This is a genomic window from Pseudomonas sp. Ag1 (assembly GCF_000278565.1).
In the GTDB taxonomy this organism is placed as follows: domain Bacteria; phylum Pseudomonadota; class Gammaproteobacteria; order Pseudomonadales; family Pseudomonadaceae; genus Aquipseudomonas.
In genome coordinates, this window is the sequence record NZ_AKVH01000112.1 from 204,645 (window position 1) to 230,922 (window position 26,278).

At 61.5% G+C, this 26,278-nt stretch carries 19 protein-coding genes; 3 read left to right on the forward strand and 16 right to left on the reverse strand.

Annotated elements, in window-relative coordinates; translation table 11 throughout:
* Nucleotides 1-16 precede the first annotated feature (16 nt).
* Entirely contained in the window at nucleotides 17-1,822 is a 1,806-nt protein-coding gene (gene msbA / locus A462_RS02350; protein ID WP_003209481.1) for a lipid A export permease/ATP-binding protein MsbA, read from the reverse strand.
* Nucleotides 1,823-1,981: 159 nt separating this feature from the next.
* Here msbA and A462_RS02345 point away from each other — a divergent pair, with 159 nt between their 5' ends.
* Nucleotides 1,982-3,859: an O-antigen ligase family protein gene (locus tag A462_RS02345; protein ID WP_008439137.1), complete on the forward strand. Its 1,878-nt coding sequence runs from the start codon at nucleotides 1,982-1,984 to the stop codon at nucleotides 3,857-3,859.
* Between the two features lie 66 nt (nucleotides 3,860-3,925).
* Here A462_RS02345 and A462_RS02340 read toward each other — a convergent pair whose 3' ends face one another.
* The 7 genes from A462_RS02340 to A462_RS02310 all read right to left on the reverse strand — a co-directional run bounded on the left by A462_RS02340 (nucleotide 3,926) and on the right by A462_RS02310 (nucleotide 10,992).
* Nucleotides 3,926-4,810 (reverse strand): glycosyltransferase, encoded by an 885-nt coding sequence (locus A462_RS02340; RefSeq protein WP_003209477.1) that lies wholly within the window; start codon nucleotides 4,808-4,810, stop codon nucleotides 3,926-3,928.
* Nucleotides 4,807-5,955, reverse strand: a complete 1,149-nt coding sequence (locus A462_RS02335) for a glycosyltransferase family 4 protein (RefSeq protein WP_008439138.1) — start codon at nucleotides 5,953-5,955, stop codon at nucleotides 4,807-4,809. The genes A462_RS02340 and A462_RS02335 overlap by 4 nt, the downstream gene beginning before the upstream one ends.
* Before the next feature lie 85 nt (nucleotides 5,956-6,040).
* The gene (locus A462_RS02330) at nucleotides 6,041-7,447 is read right to left on the reverse strand and encodes a PIG-L deacetylase family protein (protein ID WP_008439139.1); all 1,407 of its coding nucleotides are present in this window, start codon (nucleotides 7,445-7,447) and stop codon (nucleotides 6,041-6,043) included.
* A complete protein-coding gene (locus A462_RS02325) occupies nucleotides 7,444-8,340 on the reverse strand; it encodes a GNAT family N-acetyltransferase (protein WP_008439141.1) in 897 nt (298 codons plus the stop codon). The genes A462_RS02330 and A462_RS02325 overlap by 4 nt, the downstream gene beginning before the upstream one ends.
* Nucleotides 8,341-10,098 carry a carbamoyltransferase family protein gene (locus tag A462_RS02320; RefSeq protein ID WP_008439143.1) on the reverse strand — a complete coding sequence of 586 codons (1,758 nt, stop codon included), beginning with the start codon at nucleotides 10,096-10,098 and terminating at the stop codon, nucleotides 8,341-8,343.
* A 154-nt stretch (nucleotides 10,099-10,252) separates the two neighbouring features.
* Complete coding sequence (locus A462_RS02315; RefSeq protein WP_008439144.1) at nucleotides 10,253-10,606, reverse strand: YceK/YidQ family lipoprotein; 354 nt, start codon at nucleotides 10,604-10,606, stop codon at nucleotides 10,253-10,255.
* 53 nt (nucleotides 10,607-10,659) lie between these two features.
* Nucleotides 10,660-10,992, reverse strand: coding sequence for a YceK/YidQ family lipoprotein (locus A462_RS02310; RefSeq protein WP_032899859.1), 333 nt, complete (start codon nucleotides 10,990-10,992; stop codon nucleotides 10,660-10,662).
* A 157-nt stretch (nucleotides 10,993-11,149) separates the two neighbouring features.
* Here A462_RS02310 and A462_RS02305 point away from each other — a divergent pair, with 157 nt between their 5' ends.
* Complete coding sequence (locus tag A462_RS02305; protein ID WP_032899860.1) at nucleotides 11,150-13,240, forward strand: TonB-dependent receptor family protein; 2,091 nt, start codon at nucleotides 11,150-11,152, stop codon at nucleotides 13,238-13,240.
* A gap of 66 nt (nucleotides 13,241-13,306) precedes the next feature.
* Here A462_RS02305 and A462_RS02300 read toward each other — a convergent pair whose 3' ends face one another.
* The 8 genes from A462_RS02300 to glnE are packed head-to-tail and all read right to left on the reverse strand — an operon-like array spanning nucleotide 13,307 to nucleotide 23,248.
* The gene (locus tag A462_RS02300; protein WP_008439147.1) at nucleotides 13,307-14,749 is read right to left on the reverse strand and encodes a lipopolysaccharide kinase InaA family protein; all 1,443 of its coding nucleotides are present in this window, start codon (nucleotides 14,747-14,749) and stop codon (nucleotides 13,307-13,309) included.
* Nucleotides 14,749-15,501 (reverse strand): lipopolysaccharide kinase InaA family protein, encoded by a 753-nt coding sequence (locus A462_RS02295; protein ID WP_008439156.1) that lies wholly within the window; start codon nucleotides 15,499-15,501, stop codon nucleotides 14,749-14,751. Before A462_RS02295 ends, A462_RS02300 begins: the two co-directional genes overlap by 1 nt.
* Complete coding sequence (locus A462_RS02290; RefSeq protein ID WP_003209451.1) at nucleotides 15,498-16,232, reverse strand: lipopolysaccharide kinase InaA family protein; 735 nt, start codon at nucleotides 16,230-16,232, stop codon at nucleotides 15,498-15,500. Before A462_RS02290 ends, A462_RS02295 begins: the two co-directional genes overlap by 4 nt.
* Nucleotides 16,232-17,038 (reverse strand): lipopolysaccharide core heptose(I) kinase RfaP, encoded by an 807-nt coding sequence (gene rfaP, locus A462_RS02285; RefSeq protein ID WP_003209450.1) that lies wholly within the window; start codon nucleotides 17,036-17,038, stop codon nucleotides 16,232-16,234. Before rfaP ends, A462_RS02290 begins: the two co-directional genes overlap by 1 nt.
* Nucleotides 17,035-18,159 (reverse strand): glycosyltransferase family 4 protein, encoded by a 1,125-nt coding sequence (locus tag A462_RS02280; RefSeq protein WP_008439159.1) that lies wholly within the window; start codon nucleotides 18,157-18,159, stop codon nucleotides 17,035-17,037. Before A462_RS02280 ends, rfaP begins: the two co-directional genes overlap by 4 nt.
* A complete protein-coding gene (gene waaC / locus A462_RS02275) occupies nucleotides 18,159-19,217 on the reverse strand; it encodes a lipopolysaccharide heptosyltransferase I (RefSeq protein WP_008439160.1) in 1,059 nt (352 codons plus the stop codon). The genes A462_RS02280 and waaC overlap by 1 nt, the downstream gene beginning before the upstream one ends.
* Nucleotide 19,218: 1 nt before the next feature.
* On the reverse strand, nucleotides 19,219-20,253 hold the full coding sequence (gene waaF, locus A462_RS02270) for a lipopolysaccharide heptosyltransferase II (RefSeq protein ID WP_008439161.1): 1,035 nt from the start codon (nucleotides 20,251-20,253) through the stop codon (nucleotides 19,219-19,221).
* Nucleotides 20,254-20,308: 55 nt separating this feature from the next.
* A complete protein-coding gene (gene glnE, locus A462_RS02265) occupies nucleotides 20,309-23,248 on the reverse strand; it encodes a bifunctional [glutamate--ammonia ligase]-adenylyl-L-tyrosine phosphorylase/[glutamate--ammonia-ligase] adenylyltransferase (protein ID WP_032899861.1) in 2,940 nt (979 codons plus the stop codon).
* 383 nt (nucleotides 23,249-23,631) lie between these two features.
* On the opposite strand from glnE, the gene aceE reads away from it, so the two are divergent.
* Nucleotides 23,632-26,277, forward strand: coding sequence for a pyruvate dehydrogenase (acetyl-transferring), homodimeric type (aceE, locus tag A462_RS02260; RefSeq protein ID WP_003209439.1), 2,646 nt, complete (start codon nucleotides 23,632-23,634; stop codon nucleotides 26,275-26,277).
* Nucleotide 26,278 lies beyond the last annotated feature (1 nt).

Consider the following 26,278-nt stretch of genomic DNA (forward strand, 5'->3'; position numbering starts at 1 on the left):
AGCCGGCTCCTGCAGATCAGGTGATGTCGGCCGGGATCGGCGCGTCCAGGCCCATGGCATGCAGGCGGGCGTAGTAACCGTTTTGCGCCAGCAATTCGCCGTGGGTACCGCGCTCGACTATCCGGCCATCGTCCATCACCAGGATCAGGTCGGCTTTCTCGATGGTCGACAGGCGGTGAGCGATCACCAGGGTCGTGCGGCCTTGCATGACCTTGTCCAGGGCGGCCTGGATATGGCGCTCCGATTCGGTGTCCAGCGCCGAGGTGGCCTCGTCGAGGATCAGCAATGGCGCGTTCTTGAGCAAGGCCCGGGCGATTGCCAGGCGCTGGCGCTGGCCGCCGGACAGCAGCACGCCGTTTTCGCCGACCTGGGTGTCGAAGCCCTTGGGCAACTGGTCGATGAAGTCCTTGGCGTAGGCATCGGCCGCTGCCGCCTCGACATCGGCCCGCGGTGCGCCAGCCAGGTCACCGTAGGCGATGTTGTTGGTCACGGTGTCGCTGAACAGGGTCACGTGCTGGGTCACCTGGGCGATGTGCCTACGCAGGTTGAGCAGGCGATAGTCTTCGATTTCCACGCCGTCGAGCAGGATCTCACCGCTCTCATGGTGGTAGAAACGCGGGATCAGGCTGGCCAGTGTCGACTTGCCGCTACCCGAACGCCCCACCAGGGCAACCATCTGCCCGGGCTCTGCGGTAAAGGTGATGTCCTTGAGCACATGGCGCTCGGTGCCCGGGTAGGTGAAGTTCAGGTTGCGCACTTCCAGGCGGCCGCTGACCTTGTCGCGCTCGATGGTGCCGCGATCGATTTCCACGTCTTCGTCCAACTGCTCGAAAATACTTTCGGCACCGGCCACGCCTTTCTGGATGGTCGAGCTGACTTCGGACAGCTGGCGGATTGGCTTGGGCAACAGGCCGGCCAACGTGATGTAGGCGACCATGTCACCCGCCGACGCATCACCGCGAAGGTACAGGACCAGGAACATCAACACTGCCATGGCGCTGTAGATCACCAGTTGCAGCGCCGGCGTATAGATCGCGCCGGTGCGGGTCATGCGCAGTTGCTTGTTGGTGTTGCTCAGGCTGGCCTTGAGGAAGCGCTTCTGCTCATACACCTCACCGCCGAAGCTGCGCACCACGCGGTAGCCCTGGATGGTTTCCGAGGCAACGTGGGTCACATCGCCCATCGCAACCTGGATCTTCTTGCTCTGCTTGCGGAATTTCTTGCTTGCGGTGCTGACCATCACGGCAATCAACGGCAGGATGGCGATCATCACCAGGGTCAGCCGCCAGTTCATGAACAGCAGCGAGGCGAACAGGAAGATCACCGTCATGCCTTCGCGAATCACCACCTTGATGGCATCGGTCGCAGCACCGGTGACCATGGTCACGTTGAAGGTGATGCGGGAGATCAGGTGCCCGGAGTTGTGATTGTCGAAATAGCGGTTCGGCAGGGTCAGCAGGTTGTTGAACAACTGCACCCGCAGGTCGTGGACCAGGCCCAGGGAAACCTTGGCCAGCAGGTAGTTGCCCAGGAACGAACCGAGGCCCTGCCACGCGGCGATCAGGATGATCAGCAACGGCACGGCCTGCAGCAGTTGCAGGTCACGCAGGAAAGGCACCGTGGGGAACAACACCGCTTCAGGGTTGGACAGGCCATCGACAAAGTACTTGAGGATGTAGCCCAGCATCGGCTGGGTCGAAGCGAAAATCAGAAAGCCGACGATACTCAGCGCGAACAAGCCGGCATAGGGCTTAACGTAGCTGAGCAGGCGGAAGTATATTTTCAAGCTCGAAGGGCTTGCGCTCGGACTGGAGTCGGTCATATCACGCGGCGGTTTTGAAAAAGGAGGCTGACTTTAGCACAGCTTCTCTGTTGTACTTGCACGCGGCACAACCGCAGCCCCGTTGGATCCAACGGACGACATTATATAGCCACTACTTTAGTATGGTCGGCTTTCTTTATTCTGGAACGGCTTTTCTGTATGCACTCCAAGCGCCTTACCTATGGCTCAAATCGCGTTTTCGACTTCCTCTGTTTGTGGATTCTGCCCATCGGCTTGTTGTTGCTCCTGAGTTCGCTGTTCTTCGTCACCAATCGAAACGTGCTGCACAGGTTCTACTACCTGCTGTTCGCAGCGCCGACACTGTTGCTGCTGTGCCTGCGCCCGACGGAATTCAAGCAGGTATTGCGCGAGCCGCTGGCGATTGCCTTCCTGGTTTTCTCGGGCTGGGCGCTCACCAGCCTGCTCTGGAGCCCTGAGGCCACGACAGACTCCGACCTGTTCAAGCGGCCACCGAATACCTTCACGTTGTTTGTCGGCTTAGGACTGTTGCTGCATTACCGCAGCGAACTGTTCAAGCCGATCTTCTTCTGTGCCGCGCTGATTGCGCTGATATCGAGCGCCTGCAGCCTGGTGGCTTTTGCTCCCCACCTCTCGGATGGCTCGCGAATGATCGGCGGGCGTGGCGCTCTTGATAATCCGCTGTTGAGCTCTCACGTATTCGGTTTCTTCTGCATTTACTGGCTGTACGTATGCATGACCACCAAGCGTGCGCACGTACTCTGGTTCAGCGTTCCGGCACTGGCAATCATGGGCGCTGCAGTGATGGCCACCGGCTCGAGAACGCCGCTGGTTGCCCTGCTCCTTGCCGTGCTCTGGCTAAGTTTCATCACTCGCAATCGGCGCTCGGCCCTGCTGATCGCCTGTATGGCGCTGGGGGCCGCGGCGCTGCTGCTGCTCTATCCCGAACTGATCACCAATCGTGGCAGCTCGTCCCGCTTCGAACTCTGGAGCATGTCGCTTGAGCGTATTGCCGAACACCCCTGGATCGGCCACAGCTACGACTCAGAGTTGTACCTGACACTCGCCGACGGCAATCAACTGCGCGAACCCCACAGCTTTGCCCTCGGCGTGCTCTATTACGTCGGCATCATCGGCTTCATCCCGTGGATATTCATGCTCGGCTGGGGCCTGTACAAAAGCCTCAAGGAACGTGCGCAGCCATTGTTCATCCTGGCCTCCTCCCTGCTGGCCTATGGCATCGGTGCCGGCCTGACCGAAGGCGGCGGCATTCTCTCGCGACCAAAAGAGCACTGGTTCCTGCTGTGGATCCCGCTGGCACTGATCGCCGGCCTGAGCATCGCCCAGCGTCGCCGCAGCCTGCTGCGCATGCCGGTTCAACGCCTGAAATCGCAAGACTTCGAACAGCTGTGCGCCAACGCCCACGTGATCGAAGCCGATGGCCTGGGGCCCAAGGTCCTGCGCCTGGAGGATGGCAGCTTCCTCAAGCTGTTCCGCCCTCGTCGCTGGTACACCTCAGGCAGCTTCAATCCCTATTCAGAGCGCTTTGCCAGCAACAGCGAGCAACTGCGTGCATTGGGGATTCCATCACCGGTCATCCTCAATCTCTATCAGTTAAAGGATGCGAGCAGCGCCGTACGTTATCAGCCGCTGCCCGGCCTGACCCTGCGCCAGGCCCTGCAAAGCCTGGACAGCAGCCTGCGGGAATCGCTGATCGAACGTTTCGGCCGGTTCATGGCCCAGCTCCACGAGCGCGGCGTGTACTTCCGCTCCCTGCACCTGGGCAACGTACTTTTGATGGATGATGGCGAGTTCGGCCTGATTGACGTGGCAGACATGCGCATCTACCCATCGCCGCTGCGTAACGCCCTGCGCCAGCGCAACCTGCGGCACATGCAGCGTTATCCCCAGGACCGCAACTGGTTGTTCGAAACCCACTTTGAACAACTCGCCGCTGGCTACGCTTCGGCAGCATCGCCAAGCGCCACGGCGAAGATCCGTGACCAGGTGTCCAGGCTCAATCGTCCGGTTGCGCAGGTAGCGAACCCGGCCAAGTGATGGTTTGAAGCGCCGGGGTTGCAGGCCCCGGGCCATTGCGGTGAACGCAATGGCCCGGCCGAAGCCCTATGAGCTGCGCTGCGGCGCCAGGTACAGCCGCACCAACCCACGCAAGGTCTTGCGACCCCAGAACTTCAACGGAATCTGCTTGAGGATCTCCCGCGCCAGTGGGCGGTCACGGTCGGCGGTCTTGAGGAACATCGAGTTCAGGAAGTTGTAGCGAACCTGATCGTAGGCGGGATGATCGCTGAACAACCCGTAGGTCTTGAGGATGTTCTGGATCATGTAGCGGTGATTCTTGTAGGTATTGGTCGCGTGCTGGCGATAGCGCGCCATCACCACGCTCAACACGTCGATGGTGTACCCGGCGTGGGTGATCTTCAATTCGATCAGCAAGTCTTCCAGCGGAATCAGCGGATCGAACCCTCCGACCTCTTCCAGCGCCTGCCGACGGATCATCAGCGTCGGTGCCGGCGGAAAGGGCTTGCGATCGAGGAACAGGTCATCGAAATCCAGGCTGCGAAACGGCAAGTCGCGGCGCTGCTTCTTCTCCGGGTATGGCTTGCCGTCCCCATCAATCAACTCGATATTGCCGGCGCAAATGCCCACCTTCGGCTTGCCTTCCATGTAGGCAACCTGGGTGGCGATGCGCTCGGGCAGCATGATGTCATCGGAGCCGAATGGCGCGATCAGGCTGCCTTTGGCGCGGGCGATGGCACCGTTCAGGGTATTGGTCAGGCCCTGGTTCTGCTGCACCTGGAAATCAAACCCGTGTTCGGCCTGCAAGCGCTGGATGCGCTCCACGCTGTCATCCCTGGAGCCATCGTCTACCACCAGCAACTCGATGTTGGGGTAGGTCTGGCCGAGCACACTGAGAATGCTCTGCTCGATGTACGGCCCGTGGTTGTAGGAGGCGATGATCACAGTGACCAGGGGTTGCTGCAGACTCATGCTTTACCTACTTCACGCAGACCGGTTTCGATCAGGTTCAAATACTTGTGCCGGAACTCGTCCAGGGTGTGGTTTTCTTCCAGGTAGCGGAACACTTGCTCACCCTTGGCACGCAGCTCTTCGTCGCTCAGCGCCAGGTAAGTGTCCAGTGCTGCCGCCAACTGCTCGACATTGCCCGGATCATGGGAGAGGCCGCCGGCACCTTGCACCAACGGCAGCATCGCCGGGCCATTGGAGGCGATGACCGGCAGATGGCCGCTCATGCCTTCCAGCAGCGCCAGGCCCAGGCCTTCGAACAACGACGGCATGGTCCAGATGTCGAAACCGCGCACATACTTCATGCCATCTTCGCGAAAGCCCAGCAGGTGCGCACGGCCGGTCAGGCCCAGGCGCTCGATATCGGCGCGCAGGTCTGCTTCGGCGCGGCCGGAGCCGATGATCCCCACCTGGGCCTCAGGGTATTTGTCCTTGAGGGTGGCGAACGCTTGCAACAAATGGGTGTGGCCCTTGATCGGCACCAGGCGGCCCAGGGCGCCAATCATCCGTGCATCCAGCGGCAAGCCCAGGGCCTTGCGCGCTTCATCCCGTGGCAACTGCAAGGCTTCGGCCTGGGGGATGTCGATGGCATTGGTGACAAAGGTGGTGTTTTCGCGGGTGAACCCGCAGTTGAGGTCCACCAGGTAATCCCTGACCGCTGCCGACACCCCGACGAATCGCCACGCCGGGCTGACCCACTTCTGCGTCTGCCGCCGGCGGTAGCCCCGGGCGTACTCGCCAAAACCGTGGGAGATGCCGATGCACAGGGGAATCTTCAACCAGCGGTTGAGCGACAGCATCATGTTCACCGACTTGAAGCGGTTACAGATGACCACGTCGAATTTCTGCTCGCGGCAATATTTATAGATCTGCCACATCGCACCGAAACGAATGCCCTTGAGGGACTTTTCCGGCAACTCGAAATAATGGGAGTGCTCAGCCACGCTCAGGGGCTGGCCGGGCAGCGGGCGGCCGCTGAGGAACCCGGATGTGACCTCGAAACGTTCAGCCGGCAAGGCCTTGACGATCTGCTCGCCGAGGTCGGCGAAGTCGTGGGTCTTGACGTTGTAGTCCGGCTGTAACTGCAAAACCTTGAAACGAGGTTTCATAACTCTCCATGCTGCAATCTGGCTGCGGGCGCGCAGCCCGGCGAAAAGGGGCGGCAGGCGCTGCAAGCCTGCCTTCAATAAGGTCTCAATCCTGCTTCAACACCCAGAGCAACTCATGACGGCGCACCGCCTTGCGGAAGAACTCATTCTCTCCGTAAGGCGATGGACTACGGCCCGCCAGTAATTGCTGCAACCACCTGCGCACGCGGCGCTTGAACGGCGCCCGCGGCTGCAAGTCGTGCATCATGCCCAGGGCCATGGCCTTGTCCTGCTGCTGGCTGAGCGTCAGCGGCAAGCTGCAAGGCACAAGTTCACGGGAGGCATCAAAACGCGGCGGCAAGGCCACGCCAGCGCCCGAATCCCCCATGGGCCAACGATCGTTATCATGCAGGTGGTTGGCGTAGCCGAGCAACGTGCCCGGTTGCCACTCCAGGCCTTGCAAGGCTTCGAGAATCGCGGCGTGGGCGCAGATGTGATCCGGGTGCGGATCCAGCAACGGCGTTGGCAACACGATCACCTGCGGGCGCGCCTTGAGCAGCAATGCCCGCAGGTCGGCAATCAGGTTATTCCAGGTCGGGGCGCCGTCCACATCCCCGGGCAAGGCCAGGGCATTGAACTGGCGAAACAGCCGCGTATCGTCCAACTGAGCTTCCCGGGAAGCCTGGGGCTGATCCGGTGCGGCCTGCATCGCTGCAAGCTGCATGCAGAAGTACCCCAACTGCACGCACTGCGCTTCGGGAACGCCCGCCCAACGCGGCACGGTGACGCTGTCCCAGGCACGCAGGCGGCCTTTGAGTCGTGCGGCATCGGCCTTGGGCATGCCCATCTGCTGATAGTGATCGGCTTCGATTTCGCCCGCCGTCAGGGTGACGATCCAGCTCTCGTCGGCTTGGCTGTACAGGCTGAAAGCGGCCAATTCGGCATCGTCGGCATGGGGCGCGATGACCATCACCCGTTGGCGACGGTAGTCCGGCTGGCGGAACAACCAGAGCGTCGGCTGCCCCTTGATCCGGCAGAAGCGCCCGCGCAAGCGCAGCTTACCGCCGGCGAGTGCTTCGCCCATGCCCGTCAGGTTGAGGTAACGCCGGCCTGAAAGACCACGCTCGAAGACTTGCCGGTCGGGTGCATCCAGGCCCGACACGTCCACCGCCGGGTCGAGAAAACGCCCGAGCCAAGAGCTTTTGAGTTCAATCCCGACGATCAGGGTTTCATCGCCCACCAGAGGCGTGTCCAACAGCAGGCGCCCGGCTTCAAGACGCAGGCCCGTGCACTCGCTCCCTTCAGGAAACGCGTACTCATAGTCGTCTTTAGGCGAGTAGAACAGATGATCGGCAAACCAGGCCTCATGCGCGGCCCACAGCACCACGGCCAGCACCAGCGGCAACCACCAGGCCACCAGCACACCGACAGCCACCAATAGCAACAGGCCCACCAACAGCGCAATACGCTTGTTGCGCCGGTGCTGCTTGAGCAATTGCTGTTTGCGACTCATACGCTGAACACCGGCACCGGGTTGCACCAGCGCTCCTTGTATTCACGGTCGGAACGCCCGAAGGAGAAACGCAGCGGCTTGTCGCTCGCCCGCGCTTGCTCCCAGGCACTTTGGGTATTGAGGAAACTCAGCACGCTGCCGGGGCTGAACGCCTTGGTTTCAGGGTCGACACCGCCGTTGACGTATTCGGCGCTGACCCACTGCGGCGCCTGCACCTGATACACCAGTTGCACGGCAATCGCAGCGTCATTGAGAAACAGCACCGAGCCGAACAGGAATTCCTTGAGCAACTCCAGCACCTCGGCCAAACGCTCGGCACCTGCGGCCGGGAAGCCCCAGCGCCGCTGGAACAGGTCGCAGTAAATCGCCGCCAGTTCGCTGCTGGAAAACTCGCCGACCGCCCGCACCACGCCGCCCGCCTCTTCCAGCAAACGCAATTCACGGCGCTGGTTGTAGCGAAACTTCTTCGACAACTCTTCCGGTGTGCGCGCCATGGCCAACTGCTCGGCCTGGGGCTTGAGGGTGCTCACGCGCCCTTCATTCAGTGCAGAGAGATAGCGCGCGCGATGGCGCAACGGCACCTGCGCATCGGCGGCAATCGGCAGGATGATCTCGGCGTTACCCAGATCAAACAGGCCTTTTTTGCCTTTGCGCTTGAGCACGTCCTTGGACAGGGCCAGGTCGCGCCCCCAGGTAGCAATTGCGCCCTTCAGCTCACCGTCCTGCTCCCAGCCCAGGTAGCGCACCGGAATCTGCGCCAGGTGCGCCAGCCGCTCGACGATCTGCGGATGAGTCGCCACGCTGCCGCCAAAACGCTGCCAGGCCTGGGCGTAAACCTCGGCCTCGACAGGCGTCCAGCCACGTTCACGCCAGCCCTGGAAGCGGTTCAGCATTTAGACCACGGCGTCATAAGGGTCCACGCCGTCCTTGACCACGAGGATGTCTTCCATGATCAGGTACTGCAGGTCGGAACCGAAGAACATGTTCAGCGCGTCGGTCGGCGAGCAGATCATCGCTTCGCCACGACGGTTGAGCGAGGTGTTCAGCGACACACCATTGCCGGTCAGTACTTCCAGTTCTTTCATCATGTCGTAGTAGCGCGGGTTGTATTCGCGCTTGAGCACCTGGGCACGGGAGGTACCATCTTCATGGACCACTTCCGGCACGCGGGTTTTCCACTCTTCCGACACTTCAAAAGTGAAGGTCATGAACGGCGCCGGGTGATCGACCTTGATCATCTGTGGCGCAACGGTGTCGAGCATCGACGGGCAGAAAGGCCTCCAGCGCTCGCGGAACTTGATCTGGTGGTTGATCCGGTCAGCCACGCCGGTGGCGCTTGGGCAACCGATGATCGAACGACCGCCCAGGGCACGCGGGCCAAACTCCATGCGGCCCTGGAACCAGGCCACCGGGTTGCCGTCGACCATGATCCTGGCGATGCGCTTGGGCATGTTTTCAATCTTGCGCCAGACCGGCTTGCTCTCGTGCTTGGCGCACGCCGCGATCACGTCTTCGTTGCTGTAGGACGGGCCGAGATAGACGTGTTCCATCTTCTCCACCGGCACACCACGGGCGTGGGACACGTAGGCCGCCGCACCGACCGCGGTACCGGCATCGCCGGACGCCGGCTGCACGAACAGCTCCTTGACGTCGTCGCGGGCAATGATCTTCTGGTTCAGCTTGACGTTCAGCGCACAGCCGCCGGCGAAGGCCAGCTTGCCGGTGTCTTTGAGGATGTCGCCCAGGTAATGGTCGATCATCTGCAACGCCAGCTTCTCGAACAGCGCCTGCATGCTGGCCGCGTAGTGGATGTACGGCTCGTCGGCGATATCGCCTTCGCGCTTCGGACCCAGCCACTCGATCAGTTTTGGCGAGAAGTAGAAACCCTTGCCCTTCTCTTTGTAGCGGCGCAGGCCGATGACGTTGGCGTAGTCGGTGTTGATCACCAGCTCGCCGTTTTCAAAGGAGGCCAGGCGCGAGAAATCGTACTTGCTGGCATCGCCATACGGCGCCATGCCCATGACCTTGAACTCACCGTCGAGCATCTCGAAACCGAGGAACTCGGTGATCGCGCCATACAGGCCGCCGAGGGAGTCCGGATCGTAGAATTCCTTGATCTTGTGGATCTTGCCGTTTTCGCCGTAGCCGAAGAAGGTGGTGGCGTACTCGCCCTTGCCGTCGATCCCGAGGATCGCGGTCTTCTCCTGGAAGCCCGAGCAGTGGTAGGCACTGGAGGCGTGAGCCAGATGGTGTTCAACCGGTTCGATCTTGATTTTCTTCGGATCGAAGCCCAGTTGCTCCAGGCACCAGACGATCTTGTTGCGATAGCGCTTGTAGCGACGGTTGCCCATCAGGATCGCGTCGAGGGCGCGGTCCGGGGCGTACCAGTAACGCTTGGCGTAGTGCCAGCGGGCCTCGCCGAACAGGCTGATGGGGGCGAACGGAATCGCCACCACATCAACGTCGGAAGGCTTGATACCGGCTTGTTCCAGGCAGAACTTCGCCGATTCGTAGGGCATGCGGTTCTTTGCATGTTTGTCGCGCACGAAGCGCTCTTCTTCGGCGGCCGCGATCAGCTTGCCGTCGATGTACAAGGCTGCGGAAGGATCATGGCTAAGGGCGCCGGACAGGCCAAGAATCGTCAATGCCACAGGGGTCTAGCCTCTTTTAGTCTGCATGCAGGCGCGTCACGCCTGAAAAAAGTGTGCTCCCCGCCTGGGCGAGAAACAGCTAAAGGGCGGGATTATAGCGTAAACACGGCGCGGGATGATCTAGGGATTGTGGCGACCGGTTGTCACTGCAGGCCTAGCGGAAAATCTCGATGCTGCCGTCCCTGTTCTGGCGGTAGACCGTGTAGGGCAGCACAAGGGTGTCGAGCAAGCCGGAGGCCACGAGCTCGGCGGCGAAGATCGGCAGGGAGCCGGAGGCATCGCGCGTGTGCTCTTTGGTGGTGTCGGGCGCGCCGTTCAAGGTGCAGAAACCATAGATCACCCCACTGTAGATACGCGGCACGTTTTCACAATAACTGCGCGATTCCTTGAGGTTCTGACTGGCAACGGCGTCCGGGCGAAACACCGTGTTGATGGTGCCGCAACCGGTGGTGGATACCAGTACAGCGGCGAGAAGGACTCTGGTTGCAAGACTCACGGACAACTCCATTTGGCATAAGTGTGGGCATTCATCCCTGCCCCATACAACCTTGCCGGATCCGTTTATGAACCCGGGCGCCAATAGATACTGATGTTGCCATCGGTACCTTGCTTGTAGACCGTATAGGGCAGGACCACTGTATCAACAATGCCCGAGACCGTTATATCCAATAGAACGAATGGCATCAGCACGCCAGTGAGGTCCGGCGCGGCGTGCAGCAGGCAGAAATCAAAGGCAACCCCGCTGTAGACACGGGGAATCGACTGGCAGTAGGTTTTTTGCTTCCTGAGTTCACGTGCCGCCGCCGCGTCTTCACGCAACAGCGTATTGGCCGTTCCGCAGCCGCTCAACACAAGGATTCCAATGCTTAGCGCAGCAATCATTTTTAGCGTCATGGCAAGCCCTCTGAATGGCCAGCAACGCTAACATCGGCCCTGTTGGCGACCCAGACCCCACGCACCGCCGCGCCATGTAAGAAGATTCCGAAATGGCAAAAGCTGGCTGAATCGTTAAACTCGCGCACTTTTGTGCGCCATGGATGCTGGTTTACTCATGAAAGTTGTTGTACCCACTCGATTTGCGATGCTGCTTCCCGGACTGCTTGGCCTGTACAGCAGCGCCCAGGCCGATGAAGCGCCACTGGTCCTGGACCCCAGCGTGGTCACCGGTTCGCGCAGTGCCAGCCCGTCGTTTGACCTGCCGTATTCGGTGGACAGCATCAGCCGTGAGCAAATCAGCGATGGCCAACTGGGCATCAATGCTTCAGAGGCACTGTCCCGCGTGCCCGGCCTGGTGGTTCAAAATCGCCAGAACTACGCCCAGGACTTGCAGATTTCCTCCCGTGGCTTCGGTGCCCGCTCGGCATTTGGTGTGCGCGGTATCAAGCTGATCGCCGACGGCATACCCGCCAGCACCCCGGACGGTCAGGGCCAGGCGGCGACGTTCAACCTCGACACCGCCGAGCGCATCGAAGTCCTGCGCGGCCCGGCCGCCACGCTGTATGGCAGCAATGCCGGCGGCGTGATCCAGATGTTCTCCCGCAACGGCGAAGGCCCGCCGCGCATCGGTGCCGAGACGCTGGTGGGCAGTGACGGCCTGAGCAAGAACCACCTCACCGCCGAAGGCGCGGCAGACGGCGCAGGCTTCGTGCTGGACGCCTCGCGCATGGACACCGACGGTTATCGCGACCACAGCAGCGCCCGCCGCGACCAGACCTTTGCCAAGCTCAATTTCGAGCCCGATGAAGACAGCAAACTGGCGCTGATCTACAGCAGCCTGGAACAGAACGGCACGCAGGATCCGCTGGGGCAGGCGTGGGATGCGTACAAGGCTGACCCGCGCTCGGTCAGCAGCGCCGCCGAGCTGTACAACACCCGCAAAAGCATCGACCACCAGCAACTGGGGATGAATTACGAGCGGTATTTCGGTGACGCCACACTGCAGGTGAATGCCTATACCGGGCGACGGAGCGTGATTCAGTACCTGTCGATTCCCAAGGGAACGCCCGCCAACGAACGCGGCGGCGGCGTGGTGCAGTTCGACCGCAAGTTCTACGGCGGCTCCGTGCGCTGGATGCAACCGGTCGACAGCGTGCCGGGCGAGCTGATGATCATCACCGGCCTGGATTTCGACCAGAGCGAAGACAGCCGCCACGGCTACCAGAATTACAGCGGCAACACCCTTGGCGTAAAAGGCCAGTTGCGCCGGGATGAAATCGACACCGCCCGCAGCCTCGACCCCTACATCCAGGCCAACTGGGCCATCAATCGCTGGACCCTGCAAGCCGGGGTACGCCACAGCACCATGGAACTGGATGTCGACGACCAGTTCCTGAGCAACGGCGACTCCAGCGGCAACAAGACCTATCAGAAGAACACACCGTCCGTGAGCGTGATGTACGCCTTCACGCCCGACCTGCACGGCTACGTCAGTGCCGGCAAGGGGTTCGAGACGCCAACCCAGGCGGAACTGGCGTACGCGCCGGGCAACATCGAAGGGTTCAACTTCGGCCTGAAGCCGTCGGAAAGCACGCAGTATGAAGTGGGCGTGAAGGCACAGTTGAACGACACCCGGGTCAACGCCGCTGTCTTCCAGATCACCACCGAGGACGAGCTGGTGGTGGACCAATCGATCGGCGGCCGCACCAGCTACCAGAACGCCGGCCGCACCCTGCGCCGCGGCTTCGAACTGGGCATCGAAAGCCAGCTCAGCGAGCAGTGGAGCACCAACATCGCCTACACCCGCCTGCAAGCCACCTACGACAGCGACTTCATTGGCGGCGGCAAACCGGTGGACAAAGGCAACTACCTCCCCGGTGTGCCACAAACCACACTATTCGCAGAGCTCAACTGGAAACCCCGGGACTGGGTCAGCACCGCCGTGGAAGGCATGTACCGCAGCAAGGTCTACGTCGAAGACACCAACCAGCAACACGCGGCACCGGGCTACAGCGTGTTCAACTGGCGTGCACGCTTTGAGCAGAAGGTGGAGCACTGGACGTTCCACCAGACCCTGCGCCTGGATAACTTGCTGGATCGCCAATATGTGGGGTCGGTGATTGTCGGAGACGGCAACGGCCGCTATTACGAAGCAGCGCCGGGACGCTCCTGGTACGCCGGCGCAGGCGCCGAGTACACATTTTAGAAACTGACCATCGAACTTGTGGCGAGGGAGCTTGCTCCCGTTGGGCCGCGCAGCGGCCCTAAACCCCTAGCCCACTGCCTTTGGCAACCGCTGATCAATCACCCGATACAACGCACTGCTCTCAGGCCAGTTACGCATAAACCTTGCCCGATCCCTGGCATATGCCGGAGCGAAGCTGCTCAAGGACGTGTGCTGACACATCGAATCCAGGTCGATCAGCGCCCAGCGATCCGTGTGCCAGAACAGGTTATGCCCCTTGAAATCCCCATGGCTGATGCGCTCGCGGATCAACTCTGCGAACAAATAATCCAGGGCCTGCAATTCGGCCTCGGGTGCCTCGCCACTCTCAACATACGGCGCGAACCGCTCGATGATGTCCGGCCCCGGCAGGTACTCGGTCACCAGATACGCGCGGCTGCGCAGCCACAGGAAGCGCTTTTCCAGCAACGCCAGCGGCTTGGGCGTGGCGATGCCGAGGAACGCCAAGCGATTGCCTTCGCGCCACGAATGCCAGGCCCGGCTCGGGCGCCAGAAGCGCTTGAGCCAATGGGCAAAACCCTTGATGTTGTAGCGCTTGATCACGAGTGGTCGACCGGCCACCTCGACCTTGGCGACACTGGCCGCCCCACCGGTTTTATACAGGTGGCCCTGGTCGAGCAGCGCATCGGCCTGCGCCAGCACCGGCAGCATCGCCGCTTCTTCCTCACGACGAGTCGCGCGCAGAGCGAACGGCCCGCGCACGACGCTGAACAGCGTGCACTCCCGGCCAACCTTGCTCAGGAAATCCTTCAAGCGCCAGACGCTGACCTTGCGTACCTGCTTCTGCAACGCTTCGAGCGGCAACGCGTGTTCGCCATTGCTCAGCAGGTAATACACCAGCAACTCTTCGGTAAACGGCTCGAGGTTTTTCGGCAACTGCGCGAAAAACACCCCAAGGTTTTCCAGGACCCGGTTGCGCGACAGCGGTTTGCCCGCCTCTTCGACACAGATCCCGGCGCCGTCGATCAAATACAGTTTGCCGTCCTGACGCAGCAGGTTGTCCAGGTGCAGGTCTTCCTGCCACAGGCCCTTGGCGTGCATCTGCGCAATCGCACCCAGCGCTTCGGCGAGCACCGCTTGCTGCTGGTCAGCCAGCGGCGGCAGGTGTTCAACAGCCTGCCACGCATCAGCCAGGCTGTCGGCGCCTTCAAGAAACTCGAACAGCAGCCAACCGCCCTCACCCTCTTGCAGACCATCGGCCAGCAACAGCGGTGTGGTCAGGCCTTGTTCGGCCAACAGCCGCACGCCCTTGAGTTCACGCTGAAAATGCCGCGCCGCCTTGCTGCCCACCAACAATTTGGCCAGCACCGGGCGCCCGCGCCACACAGCTGCGCCGACATAACGCTGGCCCGGCAATACCCGCAGCAGGCTCAGCAGTTGCAACTGCCCAGGCCCGGCAGCGTCTGCCAGTTCGATGCTCAGGGGCAGGCTTGGCGTGCGGCCGGCATTTTTCAGTTCGGACAAACGCATCAGCGGTTCTCCTTGTGACTGCGCCGGGCCGCCAGGCGCTGGTGCCAGGTGGCAACCAATGCGCTGTCCTGCGGCTGGTCCAGGTAGGCCGCCAACAGCTGGCGAACCTGATCGTCAGACCATTGCGGCGCACGGCGCAGCAGCGGCTCCAGGTCCTTGACCCGGTCACGCCAGCCGAACAGCAGCGGGCGGGTTTTCTCCAGGTCGATCAACTGTGCCGCATACCCGTCGCCGGTGGCTTGCAGGAAAATATGCTTGGGATAAAAACAGCCATGCACCTGGCCCACGCTGTGCAACTGACGAGCAAGCTGACCGCAGGCCAGCAGGATTGCCCGCTGCTGCACGTCGCTCAACTCAGACCATTGCTCCAGCAATGAATCCAGGTCATTCCAACCATCCAGCGCCCGGGTCAGCAACATCGCCCGATGCTCTCCGGCCACTTTGCGCTCACCGAAAAACGCCGCCTGCAATGCCGGAATACCCAATTGCCGATAGCGGCTGATATTACGAAATTCGCGGGCAAAACTCGGCTCGCCAAACGGGCGGTGCAAAGTGCGCGTCAGGTAGTTGCTCTGGCGCTTGAGGTAGTAGCCCTGGCCTTCGAGTTCGAGGCGAAACACGCTGCTCCAGCCGCCACGGCTGGTATTGGGCTCGTCCACCGCATCCAGTTGCTTGGCCCACAGCGCGTCGAAAGTGCCGAGGCCGTTGCGCTCAAGCAATGCTCGATCTTCGGCCGCCAGGAAATCACTCATTCTCGCCCCTCGAAAAACTTCACCACGTGGCGAATTCGCTGTTTGTCCGCCGCACTCAAGTGTTTGCGCTGACGGTATTGCATGTAGAAGCGCAGGCGCTGGGTAGCCGACAAGTGATACTTGGCGACTTTGTCCAGGCAGGCCAAGTCCTTGGTAATGCGGTACTTGAGCCAGAACCCGCGCCAGAAATCGCCATTGGGGCAATCAATCAGGTACAGGGTTTGCTGGTCGTCCACCAACAAGTTGCGCCACTTCAAATCGTTGTGGGTAAACCGGTGGTCGTGCATGGTCCGCGTGTATTCAGCGAGCTGGCGACTGATCTTGTTGACCCACACCGGGTCTGACAGTTGCGGGTCATTGCGCTCGGCCAATGCCGACAAGTCTTCGGTCTTCGGCAGCTCGCGCGTGATCATCGCCCCGCGGTGATACGCCAGGCCTTTACGCTCCAGACCCCAGGCGATCACATCGGCGGTGGGTATGCCCCACTTGGCGAAGCGCTTGAGGTTCTGCCATTCGGACTTGACTCGTGGCTTGCCCAGATAGCGGCGCAACCCCTTGCCTGCACCGACGTAGCGCTTGACGTAATAGTTGACCCCGCCGCGCTCCACGCGAATCACTTCGGACAACGGATCGCGGGTCAGCCGCTCGCCTTGCAGGGCGAACACGGCTTCCAGGCTACCAAAGTCATCCGCCAGGGCGGCGTAAGCGGGTTCCAGGTTCCAACCCGCCATCAGAGCGCATCCCCGTATCGTTGCTTGCGTGCGTAAAGCTTGGCGGCCATGCGTTCCAACGCCGACAGCAGCGCGCTTTGCTCGCCCAGGATCTGGCGCAAGGGTTGCTGGAAGTACGCCTTGAGAAACCGCAGTTTGTCGCGCCGGGTCAAACCGATCTCCAGGGCGGAGTAGTAAAGCCCCGCCAGGTCCTTGTCACGCCAGCGCCGGGGAATCTTCGAACGCACCTGGGCACGGTGCAGGTCGATCACCGAGAGCTTGATGTTGTGCACGGTAACCGGTTGGTCGGTGTGCAACAGGAAGTGGCACAGGTAGCAATCACGATGGTTCACGCCCCCCCGGTGCATCGTGCCCAGGGTGCGCGCAAGCTCAACGGTCAAGGCATGCCGAATCGCCGGCACGGGCGGCTGTTTGACCCAGTCCATGGTCAGGTCTTCAAGGCTGACGATAGGCGCCAGCTCTTCAGTGACGATGAACGAGTGCTGGTCGGCCGGGTTGCTGCCCTTTTCACCAAAGGCCACGCCGGTCATGGTGGGCACGCCGAGTTCCCGCAGACGCTGGATCGCGTCCCACTCCTGGCCCGCGCCCAAGACAGGCAACTTGGCCGTGATCAGGTTCTTGAGGATTTCACCCCAGCCAATTCCCCGGTGGATCTTTACAAAATAATGGCGGCCTTCCACTTCCGTACGCAGGGTACGGCGCGCGGCCAGCTCACGAAACACCTGGCCGTCCAGCTTCTCGACTTCGGCGAACGCATCGCGTCCGGCCCACAGGGTCTTGAACGGTTCGGCAAGAATCAACTTCATCGGTTTGGCTCCGCCAGAATCAGGTCCGCAGCGTACTGCGGCATGCTATAGAGGTCGGCCGTCTCTGCGAAGGCCAGACCATTGCGGCTCCAGGCCGCGCGCGCTTGTGGATCGTCGAGCATGTCGACCAGGTACTGGTTGAGTTGGGCCTGCTCGAACGGTTCGTCCAACACCCGGCCATTCTGGGCCTTGTCGATGTAAAACGCGTAGCCGCAGACCTTGCTCACCAGCACCGGGAGGCCGGCGACCACCGCTTCGATCAGCACCATGCCGGCCGCCTCGTTGTACGCGGGGTGGATCAACAGGTCGGCGCCCAGCAGAAAGCGCGGGATGTCGCTGCGGCCCTTGAAGAACTGCACCTGGTCGCCCAGGCCCAGCGCAGCACTCTGCAATTGGAATACTTTGGGGTCGTCCTGGCCGATTACAAATAGCCGGGTGCGTTTCTTCAGGCTCGACGGCAGCGCGGCCACGGCCTTGAGGCTGCGATCAACGCCCTTGGTCTTGAAGCCCGAGCCAATCTGCACCAGCAGCAAATCATCGTCGGCCAGGCCGAATTCGCGACGAAACTCGGCGCGGATCTCGGCAGCATTGGGCGGCGCGCGGCGGTCGCGGGCGATGCCCGGCGGCAACAAATGAAAACGCTCGGCCTGGGTCCCGTAATACTGGGTGAACAGCTGCTGCTGGTGTTCGGACAGCACCATGATCTGCGTCTTGGCGTCTTTGTCGAACACTGCACGCTCGTATTCGGCAAAGTGCTTGTACCGGCCGAACCAGCGATACATCGGGTTGCGCAGGTTCTGCGCCTTGTCTTCGAACACGCCGTCGGCGGCGAAGTACAGGTCCAGCCCCGGCATCTTGTTGAAGCCCACCACGCGGTCGACCGGGCGCTTGGCCAGGTCGGCCTGGATCCAGGCGTAGAGCTTTTCATTGCGCCGATGGTTGACCAGCGCCTTGACCGGCGCCACCAGTACTTCAAAGCCCGGCGGCACGTCACCCTCCCAGATCAGCGTATAGACGCGAATCTGATGCCCGCGCTGCTGGCACTCCAGGGCAATACGCATGAAGTCGCGCTGCAGGCCACCAAAGGGGAAGTATTTGTAGAGGACAAAAGCCAGTTGCATCAGTGTTCCTCAGCCAGTAACAACGTGCTTAAACGAGTTGCGACACGCTCAGGGTTCAGGCGAGTGAAGCACAGGGGCCACTCGCGCTTGAGATCGAACCGACGCTGGTCTTCGGCAGTCGGTTGATAAGTGCATTTCTTTTGCAGGCAAGGCGCACACGGGAAGTCGCTGGCCAGGTGAATCTGCGCCTTGCCATAAGCCCCGGTCAGGCCAGGATTGGTAGGGCCGAACAGGGAAATCGTTGGCACATCCAGCGCTGCGGCCAAGTGGCCAAGGCCGGTGTCGACCGCGACACACGCCTTCGCACCCGCCAGCACCCGGGCCACGCCCGCGAGGTTCAGCCTGGGCAGCACTTCGGCGTTTTTCAGGCCCTGGGCCAGGCGTTCAGCCCGGGCTTTTTCGGCGGCATTGCCCCACGGCAGCTTCACGTCCACGCCAAAGCGGTCCATGCGTTCGGCCAGGTCGCGCCAGTAGGCTTCCGGCCAGTGCTTGGTGTCCCAGGTGGTGCCGTGCAGCAGCAGTACAAACGGTTTTTTCGGTGGCAGGCCCAGCAGCTTGTCGACACTGAGGCCGTAGTCGCCCAGGCCTTTTGGCAGGTCATAACCGAGGGCGACGGCAAACAGCTGGCGCAAGCGCTCCACCGCGTGCTGCCCACGGGCCACGGCCAGGCGTCGGGAATAGAAGTGCGCCGCCAATGGCTCGCGAGCCGACTGTTTGTCGAAACCGACCACCGGGGCACGTACGTAGCGGGTCAGCCAGGCACTTTTCAGCAGGCCCTGGGCGTCGATCACCAGGTCGTATTTGGTCGACTGCACGCTCTTCTTGAAGCGCCGCCATTCGCCACTCTTGAAGGTCTGCCAGAGGTTCTTGCGCCAGCGGCGGATCGCCACCGGGATCACCTTGTCCACCGCCGGGTGCCAGGTGGGAATCTCGGCGAAGCCTTCTTCCACCACCCAGTCAAACCGGATGCCCGGGATCGCCCGCGCCGCGTCGGTCAACGCCGGCAAGGCATGAATCACATCGCCCAGGGATGAGGTCTTGATTACCAGAACCCGCAACTTAACGAACCTCGACCACAGTGCCCTGCAACCGCTGCAACGCGTCGCTGACAAGTTGCGGCAGCAACTGGCGCAGGCAGTTGTAGTGGCCGAAGCGGCAGGTGCGATCAAAACACGGGCTGCAATCCAGGCCCAGGCGCACCACTTCGACCTTGTCGGCCAGCGGTGGGGTAAAGCCGGGAGACGTCGAGCCATACACTGCCACCAGCGGGCGGTTCAGCGCCGCGGCCACGTGCATCAGGCCGGAGTCGTTGGACACCACCGAGTCGGCACAGGACAGCAGGTCGATGGCCTCGGCCAGGGACGTGTCGCCGCTCAAGTTGACCGCCTCTTCGCGCAGCCCCGGGATCAAGCGCTGGCGAATATCCTCGCCCACCGAATGATCGTTTTTCGAGCCGAACAACCAGACCTGCCAGCCCTCGCGAATCTTCATCTCCGCAACCTTGGCGTAATGCTCCGAAGGCCAGCGCTTGGACTCGCCAAACTCGGCGCCAGGGCACAGCGCCAGCACCGGACGGTCCAGCTCCAGGCCGAACTTGGCCAGGGCGGCGTCTCGGGTGACCGGGTCGATTTGCAGGCTCGGGCGCGGATAAGGCGTCGGCAACTCGGCTCCCGACGCGTAGGCCAGGGCCATGAAGCGCTCGATCATCAGCGGGTAACGGGCCTTGTCGAGCTTGCGCACATCGTTGAGCAGGCCATAGCGAAACTCGCCACGCCAGCCGGTGCGTTTGGCAATACCGGCGAAGAACGGCACCAGTGCCGACTTCATCGAGTTGGGCAACAGGATCGCCTGATCGTACTGGCCGGCCAGGGACTTGCCGATGCGTCGACGGGTCGCCAGCTCCAGCGCGCCGTGGCCGAGCGGGAAGCTCAAGGCCTGACGCACCTCGGGCATGCGCTCAAGGATCGGCCGGCTCCACTCGGGGGCGAGCACGTCGATTTGGCAGTCGGGATGACGTTGCTTGAGGCACTGGAACAGTGTCTGCGCCATCACCATGTCACCGACCCAACTGGGCCCAACGATCAGAATATTCATGTAGTTTCCACAAACGATACGGGGAGGCTCATGCCTCCCCGCCTTATATAGTGTTTCAGCTTAACCCCAGTTCATGCCAGATTCGCTGCACCTGGCGCCGTTCGTCAGCGAACTGGTCCCCGGCCACCGTACCGGCCTCGTTCTGCAGGGCCTGGCGGTGAGCGGCGGAACGGTAGGCTTTATACACCTCGCGCAGCAAATGGGCATCGGCGGCGGGCATCAGCCCGACCTGCTCCAGGCCTTCCAGAATGCGGATATTGTCGGTGTAGCGCAGCAACGATGGATGTTGCGCAGACCACGCCAGAGCCGCGTATTGCACCATAAATTCAATATCGACGATACCTCCGGCGTCCTGCTTGAGGTCGAACGACGCCGTGGGTTCGAAGGCATTCGCCGCCGTTCCCGCCGCCGTGGACTTGGTGCCGAGGTTGTCGCGCATCTTGGCGCGCATCTCGCTGACCTCCTGGCGCAGCTTGTCCAGGTCCTGCGCGCGGCCCAGCACTTGCGCCCGTACCTGCTCGAAAGCACGGCCCACATCCTGACTGCCTACCAGCACTCGCGCACGCACCAGCGCCTGGTGCTCCCAGGTCCAGGCTTCGTTTTCCTGATAACGCGCAAATGCGCCCAGGGAACTCACCAGCAAACCGGATGCGCCCGAAGGCCGCAGGCGCATGTCCACTTCATACAACTGGCCCGAGTTGGTCTGGGTGGTCAGCAGATGAATGATTCGCTGCCCCAGCCGGGTAAAGAACTGCGCGCCGTCGATCGGCTTGGCACCGTCGGTTTCGGCCTGGGGGTCACCGTCATGGATAAACACCAGGTCCAGGTCCGAACCATGCCCCAATTCGATGCCGCCGACTTTCCCATAACCGACAATGATGAAGCCAGGATCGCACAAGGTGCCGTCCACCCGTTGCGGCGAGCCGTAGCGGGCAACCGTCTGGCGCCAGGCCAGGGCCAGCACTTGTTCGAGGATGGCTTCGGCGAGCCAGGTCAGGTAGTCGCTGACTTTCATCAGCGGCAGGCTGCCGGCGATTTCCGAGGCGGCCACCCGCAGTCGGTGGGCCAGCTTGAAGTGCCGTAGGGCCTCCATCTGCTGCTCAAGGTCATCTTCGGGGATGCGCGTCAGGCGCTCGCGCAATTCGGCGGCCAGTTCCGGCGCCAGCGGCGGCTTGAACAGGCGGCCTTCGTTGAGCAGTTCGTCCAGCAGCAGCGGGAAGCGAGTGATCTGCTCGGCAATCCACGGGCTGGCGGCGCACAGGGTCAGAAGGCGACGCAGGGCGTCGGGGTTTTCCGTCAGCAACACCAGATAAGCGGAACGCCGGGCGACGGCTTCGACCAAGGGCAGGACGCGCTCCAGTACCAGGTCCGGGTTGGCATGTTCAACGGCCTGGGCCAGCAAGCGCGGGATAAATGCATCCAGACGCTCGCGACCCAGGCGCTGCATGGCACGCAATTGCGGACTGCTGCGCAGGCCGGCCAGGGTTTTCAAGGCTTTGGGCGCGTCGGTAAAACCGCCTTCCTGCAACTGACGGCAGGCGGCTTCCTCGTCCTGGGACTCTTCCCACAACGGCAACCACTCACCGCCCACCATCAACTCGCTCTCTTCGCCCTCTTCTTCATCCGGATCGGCAATCACCTGGCGGAAATGCCAGTCCACCCGGCCACGCCAGTACATCAGGCGCTCATGAAACGCGGTCCAGTCCGGAAAGCCCAGCATGAAGGCAATCCGCGCCTGGTCTTCGGTGCCATCCGGGAGCATCTGCGTCTGGCGATCGGCGATCGCCTGGATCGCGTGCTCGGTGTAGCGCAGGAATTCATAGCCATCGCGCAGCTCGGCGACCACCGCCGGCGGCAGGTAACCCTGGCCTTCCAGGGTACCCAGCACTTTTAACAGTGGGCGCTGCTGCAGGCTCAGGTCACGGCCACCGTGGATCAGCTGGAACGCCTGGGCGATAAATTCGACTTCACGGATGCCGCCCGAGCCCAGCTTGATGTTCTCGGCCATGCCCTTGCGCCGCACTTCCTGCTGGATCAGCTGCTTCATGGTGCGCAGCGCTTCGATGGCGGAAAAGTCCAGGTAACGCCGGTAGACAAACGGTCGCAGCATGTCGAGCAGTTGCGCACCGGCCACCTGGTCACCGGCCACCACCCGCGCCTTGATCATGGCGTAGCGTTCCCAGTCGCGGCCCTGGTCCTGGTAGTACTGCTCCAGCGCGTTGAAACTGAGCACCAGCGCCCCGGCCGAGCCGTAAGGTCGCAGGCGCATGTCGACCCGGAACACAAAGCCGTCGACGGTCATCGGGTCCAGGGCCTTGATCAGTTTTTGACCAAGGCGGATGAAGAACTCCTGGTTGTCCAGCGAGCGCTTCACGCCAACCGTGTCGCCGCCTTCGGGGTAGGCGAAGATCAGGTCGATGTCGGACGACAGGTTCAGCTCCACTGCGCCGAGCTTGCCCATGCCGAGGATGACCATGTGCTGCGGTTCGCCGCTGCGACGGCCCGTGGGTGTGCCGAACAACACGCAGTGGCGCTGGTACAACCACTGATAGGCCTGGTCGATGCTGGCGTCGGCCATGTCCGATAGATCACGGCAGGTTTGCACCAGGTCCGCCTGTCGGGTCAGGTCGCGCCAGATGATCCGCACCTGCTGGCGGGTGCGCTGGCGGCGCAGAACCCGGCCCAGTTCGTCTTCTGTCTCGGCTTGTTGCACGGCCGTCGCAATCTGTCCGCACAGCTCGCCGGGGGCAAAGCTGCGGTCCAGTTCGCCCCAGGCCACCAGCTCGAGCAACATCAAAGGGTCACGAACACTCTGTTCAATGACGAAATCACTGGCGGCGCACACACGGGCGAAGTCAGCCCAACGTTGCGGCGTCCACTCAGAAAGGCCATTATCGCCGTCCAATCCGGCCACGGCGTCACGAAATGACTGCTCGGCCCGCTTGGCAAATGGAAGCAGGATGGCCGGGAGTTCGGCCTGCATTGGAAGGCTCATGGTCTATCCTTGATCGGCGCGTAAAGGGCTTGTAGCTGTGAACGCAAGAACCACGCTCGGTGAAGGACTGTCGAACAAAGGTTAGAAATAGCTGAAAATTTTTCTTTTTTGGCAGTCAACATCAAATCTCTACCCTTTCTTGTTCGCAAAAGATCAACAATAACGATTATGCTCGCCAGCTAGACCGAGCAATCCGCTCAGTCTTGTGTAGTTTTACTACTCGTATATACATTCGAAAGGCTGAAATGGCCGACGATTTGTAGTAAAACTACAGGACGCCGAAGCAACCTTCGGCCATCCAAGAATTTATGTCGTCTGCCCACAAGGCCAGTCGCAAACTTCAGGCAACCGATTCTGGTAGCCTTTCCGCCCTGGAGCAAGCCATGCAAGACCTCGATCCCGTCGAAACCCAGGAATGGCTGGACGCCCTGGAATCGGTTCTCGACAAAGAAGGCGAAGACCGTGCTCACTACCTGATGACCCGTATGGGCGAACTCGCGACCCGCAGCGGCTCGCAACTGCCCTACGCCATCACCACGCCGTACCGCAACACCATCCCGGTAACCCACGAAGCACGCATGCCTGGCGACCTGTTCATGGAACGCCGCATTCGCTCGCTGGTACGCTGGAACGCCATGGCGATGGTAATGCGCACGAACTTGAAAGATTCTGACCTGGGCGGTCACATCTCCAGCTTCGCTTCCAGCGCAACCCTGTATGACATCGGCTTCAACTACTTCTTCCAGGCCCCGACCGAAGAACATGGCGGCGACCTGATCTACTTCCAGGGCCACACCTCGCCAGGCGTCTACGCCCGTGCGTTCATGGAAGGCCGCATCACGGAAGAACAAATGAACAACTTCCGCCAGGAAGTCGACGGCCAGGGCCTCTCGTCCTATCCGCACCCTTGGCTGATGCCTGATTTCTGGCAGTTCCCGACGGTATCCATGGGCCTGGGCCCGATCCAGGCGATCTACCAGGCACGCTTCATGAAGTACCTGGAAGCCCGTGGCTTCATCCCTGAAGGCAAGCAGAAAGTCTGGTGCTTCCTGGGCGACGGCGAGTGTGACGAGCCGGAATCCCTGGGCGCCATCTCCCTGGCCGGTCGCGAGAAGCTGGACAACCTGATCTTCGTCATCAACTGCAACCTGCAGCGCCTCGACGGCCCGGTTCGCGGCAACGGCAAGATCATCCAGGAACTCGAAGGCGTGTTCCGTGGTGCTCAGTGGAACGTGACCAAAGTCATCTGGGGCCGTTTCTGGGACCCACTGCTGGCCAAGGACGTCGACGGCATCCTGCAACGTCGCATGGACGAAGTCATCGACGGCGAGTACCAGAACTACAAAGCCAAAGACGGCGCGTTCGTACGTGAACACTTCTTCAACACGCCTGAACTCAAGGCAATGGTTGCAGACCTGTCCGACGACGAGATCTGGAAACTCAACCGTGGCGGCCACGACCCGTACAAGGTCTACGCGGCATACCACGAAGCGGTCAACCACAAAGAACAACCGACCGTCATCCTGGCCAAAACCATCAAGGGTTATGGCACCGGTGCCGGCGAAGCGAAGAACACTGCGCACAACACCAAGAAAGTCGATGTCGACAGCCTGAAGTTGTTCCGCGACCGCTTCGACATCCCGGTCAAGGACGAAGAGCTGGAGAACCTGCCGTTCTTCAAGCCGGAGCCAAACAGCGCCGAAGCCCGCTACCTCAGCGAGCGTCGCACTGCACTGGGCGGTTTCGTGCCTCAGCGCCGCGCCAAGAGCTTCAACATCCCGACTCCGCCACTGGATACCCTCAAGGCAATCCTGGACGGCTCGGGCGACCGTGAAATCTCCACCACCATGGCCTTCGTGCGGATCCTCGCGCAGCTGGTCAAGGACAAGGAAATCGGCTCGCGTATCGTGCCAATCATCCCGGACGAAGCCCGTACCTTCGGTATGGAAGGCATGTTCCGTCAGTTGGGCATCTACTCCTCCGTCGGCCAGCTCTACGAGCCAGTCGATAAAGACCAGGTGATGTTCTACAAGGAAGACAAGAAGGGCCAGATCCTCGAAGAAGGCATCAACGAAGCGGGCGCCATGAGCTCCTTCATCGCTGCCGGTACTTCGTACTCCAGCCACAACCAGCCGATGCTGCCGTTCTACATCTTCTACTCGATGTTCGGTTTCCAGCGTATTGGCGACCTGGCTTGGGCAGCAGGCGACAGCCGTACCCGTGGCTTCCTGATCGGCGGTACTGCCGGGCGGACCACGCTGAACGGCGAAGGCCTGCAACACGAAGACGGTCACAGCCACATCCTGGCGGGCACCATCCCGAACTGCCGCACCTTTGATCCAACCTACGGCTATGAGCTGGCGGTGATCATCCAGGACGGCATGAAGAAGATGACCGAAGAGCAGCAGGACGTTTTCTACTACATCACCGTGATGAACGAGTCCTACCAGCAGCCAGCCATGCCGGCCGGTGTCGAGGAAGGCATCATCAAGGGCATGTACCTGCTCGAAGAAGACACCAAGGAAGCCGCTCACCACGTGCAACTGATGGGCTCCGGCACCATCCTGCGCGAAGTGCGTGAAGCTGCAAAAATCCTGCGTGAAGAGTTCAACGTCGGTGCTGACGTATGGAGCGTTACCAGCTTCAACGAACTGCGTCGCGACGGCCTGGCCGTAGAGCGCAGCAACCGCCTGCACCCGGGCCAGAAGCCTGCGCGCACCTACGTCGAAGAGTGCCTGGCTGGCCGTAAGGGTCCGGTTATCGCCTCTACCGACTACATGAAGCTGTTTGCTGAACAAATTCGTCAGTGGGTACCGTCCAAGGAATTCAAAGTCCTGGGCACCGACGGTTTCGGCCGTAGTGACAGCCGCAAAAAGCTGCGTCACTTCTTCGAAGTCGACCGTCACTTCGTGGTGTTGGCAGCCCTGGAAGCCTTGGCTGACCGTGGTGAAATCGAACCCAAGGTGGTAGCAGACGCTATCGTCAAGTTCGGGATCAACCCGGAAAAACGCAACCCACTGGACTGCTGAG